Raw genomic sequence first — 13,229 nt, 5'->3', positions numbered from 1 at the left:
AATTAATGAGTTAATTGACCAGCCGACCCGGGCGGACCCTGCCCCGCGGCTGTGGCGGACGAACAGCCGCACTCCGGCCGTACTTCCGCAGTTCCAGGTAGAGTTCACCGATTGTTGTCTTCAGCATCGCGTTTTCTTTGGCCAGTTCGGCCATTCGGGACGCTTCTTCGGTGTCTCTTCCGCCTTCGCCGGCGAGGCCGTTACGGCCGCCCTCAATAAACTGTCTGCGCCAGTTCGACACCGACTGCTCGGACACTCCGGCTTCCCGCGCGGCTTCCGCCGCTGTCAGGTCACCGCTCATCACTCTGACCACCAGGCCGAGTTTCTTGTCTACCGGAAGTACTGGCGGACGCCCCACGCGTGCAACCCCCTCATAGCCAACCGTGTGCAGTGTGTAGTGCGCTCAGGGTTTGACGTAACAGCACATGAACAGGGGTGCCTGTTCGCTGTAAGGGGTGCCGTCCCAGCGGGACATGCGGGCCTCGGGCTCCAGCCCGGCCGCGCGGGCGTAGCCGTCGACGTCGTCCGGAGTGGTCAGCCGGGTGAGTTCGTTGCCCACCCTGGTGGTGCCGTCGCTCTGGTACAGGATGTGTGAGCACTGCCACAGACCGCCGTCGAGCAGGGTGGAGTGGGTCTGTACGCCTGTCCCCGGCTCCGGGTAGGGGACGAAGTACGTGGTGCGGGTCAGGCCCTCGTGGAGGTTCAGGATCGCCGGCTTGTTGTGCGTCTCGATCACCAGCCGGCCGCCGGGGACCAGGAGGTCGGCCGCGCGCCGCACGGCCCGCTGCTGGTCCTCGGCAGTGGTCAGGCACGACAGGGTCGCGCATACGGAATACACCATTCCGTAACGGGATTTTGAGGTGTAGCCGCGTATGTCCCCGTGCACCGGGGTGACGTCCCCGCCGTCCTTCAGCTTGACGCGCAGCGCGTCCAGCATCTCCGGGGAGGAGTCCACGCCGGTCACGTGGCCGACGCTCCGGGAGAGCGGGATGGCGATCCGCCCGGTGCCGACTCCGAATTCAAGGGTTCCAGCCTCGGGAGCGGGGTGGCGTGCCACCAGCCCCTTTACTGCCTCGGCGGTAAGCCGGTCGTCCGGGATGAGCCGGTCGTACCAGCCTTCGAACTGTCTGCCGTAGCCTATGTCGTCGACTCCGGTATCCACAGATATTCCCCCTACATGCTGTCCCCACTGACATACCGATGGGAGCGTCATGAAGCCGAGGAGCTGGAACCGGGCACGACATGATGCCGGCTACATCGGTGGCGGAAAGCTCCGCGACCGCCCGCGTGGTTAGTCAGACATCAACGCGGTTACGCCTCAACGGAGCCTGTGGGGAGACTTCGTTATCTACACCGTACCAAAGCGTTATGGCCCGTTCCACGGATTATCGGGCGCAAATTCATCGATCCAGGCCAGGCCGCCCGAATTCGAGCGACGATGCGTCGAACGCCAAGTCCGGTGCGTCATATATCCCGAAACAATGGCGGAGAGCGGATAGTGCGGACAGGTATCCAGACATTCCGTGCACACTGGGGCCCGGTGGCGTGGCCGAGGAGCACAGGAAGACTCCGGGCAGCGGGGTGCGGTACGGGTCGAAGCGCGGTACGGGCCGTGCGATCGTCTGGTACAGCGTCATCGCCCCCGAACCGATGTCCCCGCCGACGTAGTTGGGGTTGTAGTCCTCGTACGCGGCGGCTGCGACGGACCGGTGGGCGACCACGGTGTCCCCGAACCCGGGGGCGTAGCGCTCGATGCGCGCCCGGACCAGGTCGTAGGGGTCGGTCGGGTCGCCGTTCGGAACGTGCGCGTACGCCCACACCGGGCGCTTGCCGGGCAGGGCGCGCCCGGGGTCGACCGCCGCCGGGTCCACCACGAGGACGAACGGCTCCCCGGTCCGCACTCCGCGGGCGTTCGCCGTCTCCTGCCGCACCATCTCGGCGTGTGTGCCGCCCAGATGCACGGTCCCGGCGCGGCCCACCGCCGGGTCGGTCCAGGGGATCGGCTCGGAGACCAGGAAGTCGACCTTGGCGGCGCCCGGGCCGTAGCGGAACCGCTCCAGACCGCGTGCGTAGGCACGGGGCAGCCGGCCGCCCGCGAGGGCCAGCAGGCCTTTGGGGCTGACATCGAGCAACACCGCGCGTGCGCCGCGCAGTTCGGCGAGGTCCCGCCACGTGGTGTCCGGTGTGGAAGAACGCCGCCGTGCGCGGTGATGTCCTCGGCCAGCGCCTGTGCGATACGGCCGCTGCCACCGCGCGGCAGCGGCCATCCCGTCCCGTGGGCGAGGTGGCCCAGCAGCATGGCCACTCCCGCGGACGCCAGGCTCGGCAGCTTGCCGACCGCGTGCGCGGCGACGCCGGTGAGCAGGGCGGGTGCCTGCTCGCCCCGGAAGCGGGCCGCGCCGAGCCCGCTGCCGTGGACCGCCGCCCGGCTCGCCAGCAGCAGGGCCGCCACGGGGTCACGCGGCAGCCGGCGCAGGTCGGAGAGGACGAGGTCGACGACGGCTTCGCTGCGCTCCAGCAGCGGGCCCATCAGCCGGCGCCAGCGGGGCCCGTCGACGCCCAGGTGCTCGCAGGTCTTCTCCAGCGAGCGGTAGGCCAGGGCGGCAGGGCCGTTGTCCAGGGGGTGGGCGTAGCTGATCTCGGGTTGCAGGAGCTCGACCCCGCGGGCCGGCAGGTCGAACGCGCGGAAGAACGGGGAGGCGGCGGCCATGGGGTGGACGGCGGAGCAGATGTCGTGCACCACCCCGGAGTCGAAGAGCGAAGCGGTGCGCAGCCCTCCCCCGATGGTCTCGGCCGCCTCGTGCAGCTCCACGCGCAGTCCGGCACGGGCCAGGACCACCCCGGCCGCGAGGCCGTTGGGTCCGGTGCCCACGATGGCGACGTCGGTGGTGCTCACCACTGCTCCTCACTCTTGATGGGCCGAAGCTGCAACGTCTGCTCGGTGAGTCCGGCGTACGACGGCCAGCCGACGGCGATGGAGGGCGGGGGCGACCACGGTTCCACCGGTTGCTGACGGGGTGCCGGGGCTACGGGGCCGGGCTCGGCGCGCAGTTGCGAGCCGGCGAGGCGCCGGTAGAGCTCGTCGCGTTCCATCAGGTCGTGGTGCACGCCGGTGGCCCGGACCCTGCCCCCTTCCATCACCACGATCTGGTCGGCGTCGACCACCGTGGAGATGCGGTGGGCGATGGCGATGACCGCGCACCGCCGGGAGACCCGGCGCAGCACCTCGCGGAAGTCCCGCTCCGAGTCGGAGTCCAGGTTGGAGGTGGCCTCGTCCAGCAGCATGACCGCGGGCCGCTGCAGCAGCGTGCGGGCGATGCACAGGCGCTGGCGCTGTCCGCCGGACAACCCGCTGCCCTGGTCGCCGAGTTCGGTGTCGAGGCCGTGCGGGAGCTGGGCGATCACCGAGGTGAGGCCGGCCATCTCCACCGCCTCGCGGACGGCGTCCTCACCGGCGTGGGGATTGGCGTAGGTCAGGTTCTCCCGGATGGTGCCGCGCAGGGCCGTGCTGTCCTGCTGGACGTAGCCCACCAGTCCGCGGACCGTGTCGAGGGGCAGCGCCTCGACGTTCTGCCCGCCGAGCCGGACGAGGCCGCCGTCCACCGGGTAGAAGCGCTCGATCAGCTGGAACATGGTGGTCTTGCCGGCGCCCGAAGGCCCGACCACCGCCGTCAGCCCGCGCGTCGGCACGCTGAACGAGACGCCGTTGAGGACCTGCGTCCGCTCCGCCTGCCTGCCTCGCCGGTAGCTGAAGCGCACGTCGTGGAACTCGACCGCCGGCCAGTGCGGGGCCAGTTGCCCGAGGGGCGCGAGGCCCGCCGCGCCGCCCGGCGCGTCGCCTTCCTGGGGCAGGCGGGCGAGTTCGTCCACCCGCTGGATGGCGGCCCGGCCCTGGACGAACTGACCCACCCCCATGAACAGCATCACCAGCGGCGACACCAGCTGGAAGAGGTACATGATGAACGTGGTCAGACTGGCCATGTCCATCTCGCCGCGGGCCACCCAGGACATCCCGACGCCCACGACGACGGCCAGGGCACCCTGCGTACCGACGTTCATGGACGGCATCAGCAGGGCGTTGTAGGCGTTGACCCGGATGCCCGAGCGCCGTGTCCTCTCGGCCAGTTCGCCGATGCGGGCGGCCTCACGGGACTCGGCGCGGGACGCCTTGACCGTGGGAAGGGCGGAGAGCACGCGCTGTATGCCGGCGGCGAAGGCACCGGTGTCGTCCCGGTTCCGCAGCGCGGCCTTGCGCAGCTTCCGGGCGAGGGTGACGGAGATGATGCTGGCGGCTCCCAGGCAGCACGTGGTGATGACCATCAGCCACAGATCGATGAGGAACATCAGCACGACGCCGCCTATGACCGTGGCGCCGCTGACGATCAGCTGGGCGAGGCTCTGTGCCAGGGCGATGCGCGCCAGTGAGGTGTCGGTGACCGTGCGGGTGAAGATGTCGCCCTGGGACTCTTTCGCGAACGCGGTGAGATCGGCGCGCAGGAGCCGTCCGACCAGGACCTTGCGGACATCGAAGACGATGTTCTCCCCGGCCCGCCCGATGACGTAGGCCTGGAGCGAGGAGAAGAGGGCCCCCGCGCAGAAGAGACCGACGAGCTGGGCGACGGGGCCGGTCATCGAGGCCCCGCCGCCCGCCGCCTCGATCAGGTTGCCGATGGCCCAGGGCTGGGCGAGTGAGGCACCCACCCCCAGCAGGCCGAGCAGCACGCCGGTGAGCAGCAGCCCGGTGTGCGCTCTGGCGACGCTCGCCACCGACTCCGCGCCGTTCGGGCCCCCTGCTTCCGGGCTCGCGTTTTTCACGTGACTCGCCACAAGCGCTCCCCCCGTTTGCCGACGGTCACCGCGCCTCGGCACGCTCCGGAAAGCAGCTCTGCCACACGGGTCCCGTCGTCAAGACGTTCGAAGCTAACACGCACGTCCGGCCTAAAGTTATGAGTAAATTGACCGGTGAGCGGGCGGCCGTCGCACTGCGGGAAGAGGCGAGCAAAGCCGCGAAAGTTAAGCGCTCGCCCTCCTTACGTGACTTCTTACCCGGCCCGCTCCGGGCGGTCGCGGTCCGCGTTCGCGGCGATCGCGTCCTTCAGGTGCTCGGCGAGACCCGGGCGCATCCCGTCGTACAACTCCTTGAAGCGTTCGTCGGAGACGTACATCTCGCCGAGGCAGCGGTGGAGTTCGTGGGAGCACTCGTAGAACCACGTGCAGATGTGCTGCCGGTGCTCCTCGGCCAGGGTCATGGCCGCCTCGCCGGTGGGCGGCTCGCCCGCCGACATCAGGGCGCCGTAGCGTTCCGCCCAGTCGGCGGCCTCGGCCTGGATGCGCTGCCAGTCCTCCTTGGTGTAACGCGCGGTGCGGCGCTGCGACTCGGCGTACTCCTCGGTGTCGCCCCAGCGCTCCTCCACCTCTTCCGCGTACTGCTCCGGGTCCTTGCCCCCGAAGACCTCGAACTTCTCCTCGGGCGTGAGGTTGATGCCCATCTTCCGTGCCTCCATGGCGTGCTCCACGGCCGCCGCCATCTTCCGCAGCTTCTCGATCCGGGCGGTCAGCAGTTCGTGCTGCCGGCGCAGGTGTGCGCGCGGGTCCGCGTCCGGGTCGTCGAGCAGGGCGGCGACCTCCTCGAGCGGGAAGCCGAGCTCCCGGTAGAACAGGATCTGCTGCAGCCGGTCGAGGTCGGCGTCGCCGTAACGCCGGTGCCCCGCGTGGCTGCGTGCGCTCGGGACGAGCAGGCCGATGTCGTCGTAGTGGTGCAGCGTGCGCACCGTGACGCCGGCGAAGCCCGCGACCTGTCCCACGGAGTAGCTCACTTCCGCTCCCTTCTCGGTACGCGCTCCACGGTCGGGCCTCACGCCACGTGAGGTGCAAGCGTGTCGCCCATCTGTTCACATTTGTCCGCTTATCGTGAGCCCGTGGCCCAGGACTCCCCGCAGCAGGCGCCCTCCGTCACCCCGACTACGCCCGCCCGCACCCTGCTGCGGTCGATCGTGCCCGCGGTGGCCGTGGGGGTGGTCTCCAGCCTGCTCCTGATCGGGCTGGAGACCGCCGCCGAGCAGCTCCAGGACGTGCTGTGGCAGACCGTGCCGGACGCGCTCGGGGTGGGCCGGTACTCGGTGGCGTGGATGTTCGCGGTGCTCTTCGCCACCGGAGTCGCGGTCGGACTGGTGGTGTGGAAGGTGCCGGGGCACGCGGGCCCGGATCCCGCCACCGTCGGCCTGGACGCCCCCGTGCTGCCCCCTGCGGTACTGCCGGGGCTGCTGCTGGCGACCGCGCTGATGCTGGCCGGCGGGCCCAGCCTCGGCCCCGAGAACCCGATCATCACCATGAACGTCGGCCTGGCGGCCTGGCTGGGCGCCAGGGCCGTCCCCCGGGCGCCGGGCCGGATCTGGCCGGTCCTCGCCGAGTCGGCGACGATCGGCGCACTGTTCGGCACGCCGGTGGCGGCCGCCCTGGCGATCTCCGAGGCGCTGGCCGGGCGAACGATGCGCGGCCTGCTGTGGGACAACGTGTTCACGCCCCTGATCGCCGCGGCGACCGGCGCCCTGACCGTGACCTTCCTCGACCGCCCGAGCTTCGACCTGGGTCTGCCGTCTTTCGGGCGTCCCGGCTGGGGCGACCTGGCGGCGGCGGTGGTGGTCGCCTCGGTGGGCGCGGTGCTCGCCATGTGCGCCGTGTACGCCTTCCCCTTCGTGCACGGAGCCTTCCGACGGCTGCGGCACCCGATGCTGATGCTCCCCGCCGGCGGGCTCGTGCTGGGGTGCCTCGCGGCCCTGGGCGGCCATCTGACGTTGTTCAAGGGGCTCGACGAGACCGCGACCCTGGCGCACGACCCGAACGGCTGGTCGGCCGGGGAGTTCGCCGTCATGACGGTGGTGAAACTCGCCGCCCTGCTCGTCGCCGCGTCCTGCGGTTTCCGCGGCGGGCGGATCTTCCCGGCCGTGTTCGTCGGCACCGCCCTCGGCCTGTGCGCGCACGCCCTGGTGTCCGGGGTGCATCCCTCGGTGGGCGTGTCCGCCGGTGTGCTCGGGGTGCTGCTCGCCATCACCCGGCAGGGCTGGATCAGCCTCTTCGTCGCCGCGGTGCTGGTCGCCGAGCCCGGGATCGTCACCCTGCTCGTTGTCGCCTCACTGCCGGCCTGGCTGCTGGTGACGGGCCGGCCGCAGATGCAGCTCCGGCCGGACGGGACATCGGTCCGATGACTTCCCTCTCTCACACTCAATCGACCCTGGAGGCTCCCTTGCCGCTCCACAAAGGCCCCCGTCAGTCCGGCGAGCGCCGGCTGTCCGTCAACCCTTTCTACGGCCCCGCCAACCCGCTCGGCGACATGACCGAGGCCCCGCCCACGCACCGGCTCCCGGACCAGCCCATGGCACCGGCCACCGCCCACCAACTGGTGCGCGACGAGCTGATGCTCGACGGCAACGCGCGGCTGAACCTCGCCACCTTCGTCACCACCTGGATGGAGCCGGAGGCCGGGCTGCTGATGGCCGAGTGCCGCGACAAGAACATGATCGACAAGGACGAGTACCCGCGCACGGCCGAACTGGAGCGGCGGTGCGTGGCGATGCTCGCCGACCTGTGGAACGCCCCCGACCCGGCGAGCGCCGTGGGGTGTTCGACGACCGGGTCGAGCGAGGCGTGCATGCTGGCCGGGATGGCGCTGAAACGGCGCTGGGCCAAGCGCAACGCCGACCGCTACCCCGGGGCGCGGCCCAATCTGGTGATGGGCGTGAACGTGCAGGTCTGCTGGGAGAAGTTCTGCAACTTCTGGGAAGTCGAGGCCCGCCTCGTCCCCATGGAGGGCGAGCGGTTCCACCTGGACCCGCAGGCCGCGGCCGAACTGTGCGACGAGAACACCATCGGGGTCGTCGGGATCCTGGGCTCGACCTTCGACGGGTCGTACGAGCCGATCGCGGACCTGTGCGCGGCGCTGGACGCACTGCGGGAACGGACCGGGCTGGACGTCCCGGTGCACGTGGACGGGGCGTCGGGTGCCATGATCGCGCCGTTCCTCGACGAGGACCTGGTGTGGGACTTCCGGCTGCCGCGGGTGGCGTCGATCAACACCTCGGGGCACAAGTACGGCCTCGTCTACCCGGGCGTCGGCTGGGCGCTGTGGCGGGACGGGGAGGCGCTGCCGGAGGAGCTGGTGTTCCGGGTGAACTACCTGGGCGGTGACATGCCGACGTTCGCGCTGAACTTCTCCCGGCCGGGCGCACAGGTCGTGGCGCAGTACTACACGTTCCTGCGGCTGGGCCGGGACGGCTACCGGGCCGTCCAGCAGGCCGCGCGGGACGTGGCCACGGGCATGGCCGCGCGGATCGAGGCGCTCGGTGACTTCCGGCTGCTGACCCGGGGCGACCAGCTGCCGGTCTTCGCCTTCACCACCGCGCCGGACGTGGAGACGTACGACGTCTTCGACCTCTCCCGGCGGCTGCGCGAGAGCGGCTGGCTGGTGCCCGCCTACACCTTCCCGGCCAACCGCGAGGACCTGTCCGTGCTGCGGGTGGTGTGCCGCAACGGCTTCTCAGCCGACCTCGCCGAGCTCCTCACCCAGGACCTGGAACGGCTCCTGCCGGAGCTGCGCCGGCAGCCGCACCCCCAGACCCAGGACAGGAGCGCGGCCACCGGGTTCCACCACTAGCGGCTCAGCCGCCCGAACCTCCGTACCGCCAGCGGGAAGAACACCGCCAGCAGGGCCAGGGGCCAGATCACCGCCGGCCACACGTGCCCGGACTCCGCGCCGGGCACGCCGAACAGGTCCCGTACGGCCGTGGCCGTGTGGGACATCGGGTTCCACTCGACGACCGTGCCCAGCCAGCCGGGCATGGTGTCGGGGAGGGCCAGGGCGTTGGAGAGGAAGCCGACCGGCCAGACCAGGATCTGCACGGCCTGGACCATCTCCGGTTTGCCGGCCACCAGCGCCAGGTGGATGCCGATCCACAGCATGGCGAACCGGAACAGCAGGAGCAGACCCACGGCCCCCAGGAAGGCGGCCGCACCGCCGTGGACGCGCCAGCCGAGCGCGGCGCCCACACCGATGAGCACCACCAGGGCCATCGCCGACTGCAGCATGTCGGCGGCGGAACGGCCCACCAGGACGGCTCCGTTGGCCATGGGCATCGAACGGAAGCGGTCGATCACGCCCTTGTTGAGGTCCTGCGTGACGGCGAGCATCGTGCCCTCCAGGCCGAAGGCCATGGTGAGCGCGAGCATGCCCGGGATCAGGTAGTCCCGGTACTCCCCGCTCACCCCCCGGCCGCCGCCGACCAGGTAGCCGAACATGAGCAGCAGCATCACCGGGAAGACGAGGTTGACGACCAGCTGGACCGGCTGCCGCCCCCAGCGGGAGAGTTCCCGGCGGGTCATGGTCCAGGCGTCGGTCAGGGCGTAGGCGGTCACACGGCCTCCTTCACTCGGTGGTCGTCCCCGGTCAGGTGCAGGAACACCTCGTCCAGCGTCGGTCGCCGCAGCGCGATGTCCTCCGCCTCGATCCCGGACTCCTGAAGGGCCCTTACGACCCCGGAGAGCGCCTCCATGCGGTCGGTCACCGGGGCGCTCAGCAGGCGGCGGTCGGCGTCGACGGTGACCCCGGTGAGGGGCAGCAGGGCGACGGCCGCGCCCAGTTGACCGGCGTGCCGCAGGACCACGTCGATGTGGTCGCCGCCGATCCGCGCCTTCAGCTCGTCCGCCGTGCCCTCCGCGATGACGCGGCCGGTGTCGACGACCGAGATGCGGTCGGCGAGCTGGTCGGCCTCCTCCAGGTACTGCGTGGTGAGCAGGACCGTCGTACCGCCGCCGACCAGGGAACGGACGGAGTCCCACACCTCGGCGCGGCCCCGCGGGTCGAGGCCGGTGGTCGGCTCGTCCAGGAAGAGCACCTCCGGTTCGGTGATCAGGGAGGCCGCGAGGTCCAGCCGGCGCCGCATGCCGCCGCTGTACTGCCGGACCGCCTTGCGGCCCGTGTCGGCCAGGTCGAAACGCTCCAGGAGCTCGTCGGCACGCGCGCGTGCCCGCTTCGCGCCCAGGTGGTGCAGCCGTCCGAACAGTTCCAGGTTCTGGCGGCCGCCGAGCTCCTCGTCCAGCGCGGCGTGCTGGCCGAGCAGTCCGATGCGCAGGCGTACTTCGTAGGCCTGGCCCAGCACGTCGTGTCCGGCCACCTCGATCCGGCCCGCGTCGGGCCGCAGCAGTGTGGACAGGACCCGGACCAGGGTGGTCTTGCCCGCCCCGTTCGGGCCGAGCACCCCGTGCACCGTGCCGCGCGCGACCCGCAGGTCGAGCCCGTCCAGCGCCTTCTTGTCGCCGTACCTCTTCTCCGCGCCTTCGACGGTGATCGCCGCGTCGGCCACTGCCCCTCCCTCACTAGTCAAACTTGAATACGAGTCGAAGGTAGACCCGCCTCACCCATTCGTCAAACTTGATTAGCGGGCGTCCCCGGGGTGCTGGTCCCCCGTCGCGTACGGGTTCTCCTGGTCCTCGGCGAGGATGCCGACGAACGGATCACCCTCGTCGGCGAAGGTGTAGGCGCCGCCCTCGATGCGCTCGATCAGGCCTCGGGTCCACTCGGCCTCGGAGTCGGCCGTGTGGACCCACATGTTCATGATCTCGCCGATGTGACCGAGCTGTTCGGGCCCCTCCTCGGGCACGTAGTGCTCCAGGACGGAGGCCCGCCACTGTTCGATCCGCAGCGTCCGCTCCTTCAGCAGCGCGACGGCCTCGGCCCGCGGCAGGTCGACGACGAAGCCGACGGCGGCCGTCTTCACGTCCCCGCGCTGGTCGTAGGTGACCAGCGCGTCCCGCAGCAGCCGGTAGTACTCCTCGGTCCCCTGCTCGGTGATCTCGTACTCCGTGCGCGGCGGGCCGCCGGCCGTGGACGGGGCGATCTCGTGCGCGTGCAGCAAGCCCTGTTTCGCCATCTGCTTCAGTGCGTGGTAGATCGAGCCGGGCTTGGCGTTGGACCACTCGTGCGCACCCCAGTACTCCAGGTCGTTGCGCACCTGGTAGCCGTGGGCGCGGCCGTGCATACGGACCGCGCCGAGCACGAGGAGACGGATCGCTGACATGCGGTCCAGGTTAGGACCCGGCCGCCACCCGCTGTTCCTCGGCCACCAGCTCGAAGGCCGTCCGGCCGTCCAGCGACTCCCGGACGATGTCGGCGTGGCCGGCGTGCCGGGCCGTCTCGCGGATGAGGTGGAGGCAGAGCCAGCGCATGGAGACGCGGCCGTCCGGCGGGAACCAGGGCTGGGCGGGCAGCGCGAAGGTGTCGTCGAGGCTCGGCACCGAGCGGATGAAGTCCTCCGTCTCGGCCGCGACCTTCTCCCAGTACGCCAGCTGTGACTCCACGCTCTCGCCCTCGACCAGCCGGAAGCACTCGTGCCAGTTGCTCTGGTCCCGCACGACGGCCGGGGGCTCGCCCTTGGCCATGGAGATCCACATCTGCTCGACCTCGGCGACGTGCTTGACCAGCCCGGCGAGGGACAGCTCGCTGGCGCTGGGCGTGCTCGTGGCCTGTTCGCCGGTCAGCCCGAGCACCGACCGGCGGATGCCACCGCGCTGCTCGGCGAGGAAGGACAGCAGCGCTCCGCGCTCGTCACCGTGTGCCTCCGCGGGAACGTGAGTGACCATGACCGCCACCTTTCGCCGGACCGGGGGCGTCTCCCCCTGACACCTACGACGCTACGGGCCCTTGCGGTCAGCCGCTGTCCGCAAGGGCCCGCCGGGCCGTACGAGATCCGGTACCAGGTCCGGTGCGAGCTCTAGAAGGGGAACCCGCTGCGCCCGTGCTGCACCGAGATCCACTTGGTCGTGGTGAACGAGTCCAGCATCGTGTCGCCGTTGAGCCGGCCGATGCCCGAGTGCTTCTCGCCGCCGAACGGGACGATCGGCTCGTCGTGGACGGTGCCGTCGTTCACGTGGAACATGCCCGTGTCGATCTGCTTGGCGAAGGCGACGCCCCGCTCCACGTTCCCGGTGTGGACGGCGCCGCTCAGGCCGTACGGCGTGTCGTTGACGATGCGCACGGCCTCCTCCTCGCCGTCGAACGGGACGAGGAAGACCACCGGGCCGAAGACCTCCTGCCGCAGCAGCGCCGAGTCGGCGGGGACGCCGGTCAGCACGGACGGCTCGAGGAGGTTGTCGGTCCGGCCGCCGCGCACCAGGGCCGTGGCGCCCTCGGCGAGGGCCTGCTCGACCACACCGGAGACGGCGTCCGCCTGCGAGGAGTTGATGACCGGGCCGATGACGGTCTCCGGGTCGCGCGGGTCGCCCGCCTTGAGGGTCTTGACCTTGGCGACGAACTTCTCGGTGAACTCGTCCGCGACCGATCGGTCGACGAGGACCCGGTTGGCGGCCATGCAGACCTGGCCCTGGTGGACGTACCGGCTGAAGACCGCCGCGTCGACCGCGTAGTCGAGGTCGGCGTCGTCCAGGACCACCAGCGCGCTGTTGCCGCCCAGTTCGAGCACGGAGCGCTTGAACAGCCGGGCGCAGACGGTCGCCACGTGCCGGCCGACCTGGTCGGAGCCGGTGAAGGAGATGACCTTGGGGACCGGGTGCTCGATGAAGGCGTCGCCTATCTCCGCGATGTCGGTGATGACGACGTTCAGCAGACCGCCGGGCAGCCCCGCGTCCTCGAAGATCTTCGCGACCAGGGAGCCGCCGACGACCGGCGTGTTCTGGTGCGGCTTGAGCACCACGGCGTTGCCGAGCGCGAGCGCCGGTGCGACGGACTTGATCGACAGCAGGAACGGGAAGTTGAAGGGGCTGATCACGCCCACCACGCCGACCGGCACGCGGTAGACGCGGTTCTCCTTGCCGTCCACCGGCGAGGGGATGATCCGGCCCTCGGGCGCCAGCGCCAGATGGACCGCCTCGCGCAGGAACTCCTTGGCGAGGTGCAGCTCGAAGGCCGCCTTCAGACGGGTGCCGCCGAGCTCGGCGATGATCGCCTCGGAGATCTCCGCCTCGCGCTCCTCGATGAGCCTCAGGGCCTTCTCGAAGACCGCGCGACGGGCGTAGGGGTTGGTCGCCGCCCACTGCTTCTGGGCGCGGGCGGCGGCCCGGTACGCCTGATCGACCTCGTCGGCCGTGGCTATGGTGATCGACGCGAGCTTCTCGTCGTCGTACGGGTTGAAGTCGATGATGTCCCAGGAACCGGTACCCGGGCGCCACTCACCGTCGATGTACTGCTGTGCAAGCTCGGTGAAGTAGGACGACGACATGTG

The 13,229-nt window shown here is 70.5% G+C and carries 12 protein-coding genes and 1 pseudogene; 2 read left to right on the top strand and 11 right to left on the bottom strand.

Annotated features, from left to right (window positions below):
• Window positions 1–10: 10 nt before the first annotated feature.
• From SSQG_RS39445 to SSQG_RS21665, 6 genes and pseudogenes are all read right to left on the bottom strand, one after another.
• Complete coding sequence (locus tag SSQG_RS39445; protein WP_276327088.1) at window positions 11–313, bottom strand: helix-turn-helix domain-containing protein; 303 nt, start codon at window positions 311–313, stop codon at window positions 11–13.
• A 90-nt stretch (window positions 314–403) separates the two neighbouring features.
• The gene (locus SSQG_RS21680; RefSeq protein ID WP_003991976.1) at window positions 404–1,162 is read right to left on the bottom strand and encodes a class I SAM-dependent methyltransferase; all 759 of its coding nucleotides are present in this window, start codon (window positions 1,160–1,162) and stop codon (window positions 404–406) included.
• Between the two features lie 238 nt (window positions 1,163–1,400).
• Window positions 1,401–2,135 carry a hypothetical protein gene (locus SSQG_RS43710; RefSeq protein WP_338117317.1) on the bottom strand — a complete coding sequence of 245 codons (735 nt, stop codon included), beginning with the start codon at window positions 2,133–2,135 and terminating at the stop codon, window positions 1,401–1,403.
• Window positions 2,136–2,242: 107 nt separating this feature from the next.
• Window positions 2,243–2,839, bottom strand: a pseudogene (locus SSQG_RS43705) (phytoene desaturase family protein); the annotation flags it as partial.
• Between the two features lie 53 nt (window positions 2,840–2,892).
• Window positions 2,893–4,827: an ABC transporter ATP-binding protein gene (locus SSQG_RS21670; RefSeq protein ID WP_244299206.1), complete on the bottom strand. Its 1,935-nt coding sequence runs from the start codon at window positions 4,825–4,827 to the stop codon at window positions 2,893–2,895.
• 215 nt (window positions 4,828–5,042) lie between these two features.
• Window positions 5,043–5,816, bottom strand: coding sequence for a MerR family transcriptional regulator (locus tag SSQG_RS21665; protein ID WP_003991973.1), 774 nt, complete (start codon window positions 5,814–5,816; stop codon window positions 5,043–5,045).
• A gap of 102 nt (window positions 5,817–5,918) precedes the next feature.
• On the opposite strand from SSQG_RS21665, the gene SSQG_RS21660 reads away from it, so the two are divergent.
• Window positions 5,919–7,205, top strand: a complete 1,287-nt coding sequence (locus tag SSQG_RS21660) for an ion channel protein (protein ID WP_003991972.1) — start codon at window positions 5,919–5,921, stop codon at window positions 7,203–7,205.
• 38 nt (window positions 7,206–7,243) lie between these two features.
• A complete protein-coding gene (locus SSQG_RS21655) occupies window positions 7,244–8,650 on the top strand; it encodes a glutamate decarboxylase (protein ID WP_039933341.1) in 1,407 nt (468 codons plus the stop codon).
• On the opposite strand, the gene SSQG_RS21650 is transcribed toward SSQG_RS21655, so the two are convergent.
• The 5 genes from SSQG_RS21650 to SSQG_RS21630 form a co-directional block, all read right to left on the bottom strand.
• Window positions 8,647–9,408: an ABC transporter permease gene (locus SSQG_RS21650; protein WP_003991970.1), complete on the bottom strand. Its 762-nt coding sequence runs from the start codon at window positions 9,406–9,408 to the stop codon at window positions 8,647–8,649. The genes SSQG_RS21655 and SSQG_RS21650 overlap by 4 nt on opposite strands.
• A complete protein-coding gene (locus SSQG_RS21645; protein WP_003991969.1) occupies window positions 9,405–10,355 on the bottom strand; it encodes a daunorubicin resistance protein DrrA family ABC transporter ATP-binding protein in 951 nt (316 codons plus the stop codon). Before SSQG_RS21645 ends, SSQG_RS21650 begins: the two co-directional genes overlap by 4 nt.
• 72 nt (window positions 10,356–10,427) lie before the next feature.
• Window positions 10,428–11,069 carry a PadR family transcriptional regulator gene (locus SSQG_RS21640; protein ID WP_003991968.1) on the bottom strand — a complete coding sequence of 214 codons (642 nt, stop codon included), beginning with the start codon at window positions 11,067–11,069 and terminating at the stop codon, window positions 10,428–10,430.
• A 10-nt stretch (window positions 11,070–11,079) separates the two neighbouring features.
• Window positions 11,080–11,631 (bottom strand): DinB family protein, encoded by a 552-nt coding sequence (locus tag SSQG_RS21635; RefSeq protein ID WP_003991967.1) that lies wholly within the window; start codon window positions 11,629–11,631, stop codon window positions 11,080–11,082.
• 131 nt (window positions 11,632–11,762) lie between these two features.
• On the bottom strand, window positions 11,763–13,226 hold the full coding sequence (locus SSQG_RS21630; protein WP_003991966.1) for an aldehyde dehydrogenase family protein: 1,464 nt from the start codon (window positions 13,224–13,226) through the stop codon (window positions 11,763–11,765).
• Window positions 13,227–13,229: the final 3 nt, after the last annotated feature.

The organism is Streptomyces viridochromogenes DSM 40736 (genome assembly GCF_000158955.1).
In the GTDB taxonomy this organism is placed as follows: domain Bacteria; phylum Actinomycetota; class Actinomycetes; order Streptomycetales; family Streptomycetaceae; genus Streptomyces; species Streptomyces venetus.
The sequence above is the reverse complement of the archived record's forward strand: the minus strand, read 5'-3'. Positions and strand labels throughout refer to the sequence as shown.

Bases quoted from the DNA above. Each gene is read 5' to 3' on its own strand.
- SSQG_RS21630 (WP_003991966.1), bottom strand. From the start codon at position 13,226: ATGTCGTCGTCCTACTTCACCGAGCTTGCACAGCAGTACATCGACGGT.
- SSQG_RS21640 (WP_003991968.1), bottom strand. From the start codon at position 11,069: ATGTCAGCGATCCGTCTCCTCGTGCTCGGCGCGGTCCGTATGCACGGC.
- SSQG_RS21635 (WP_003991967.1), bottom strand. From the start codon at position 11,631: ATGGTCACTCACGTTCCCGCGGAGGCACACGGTGACGAGCGCGGAGCG.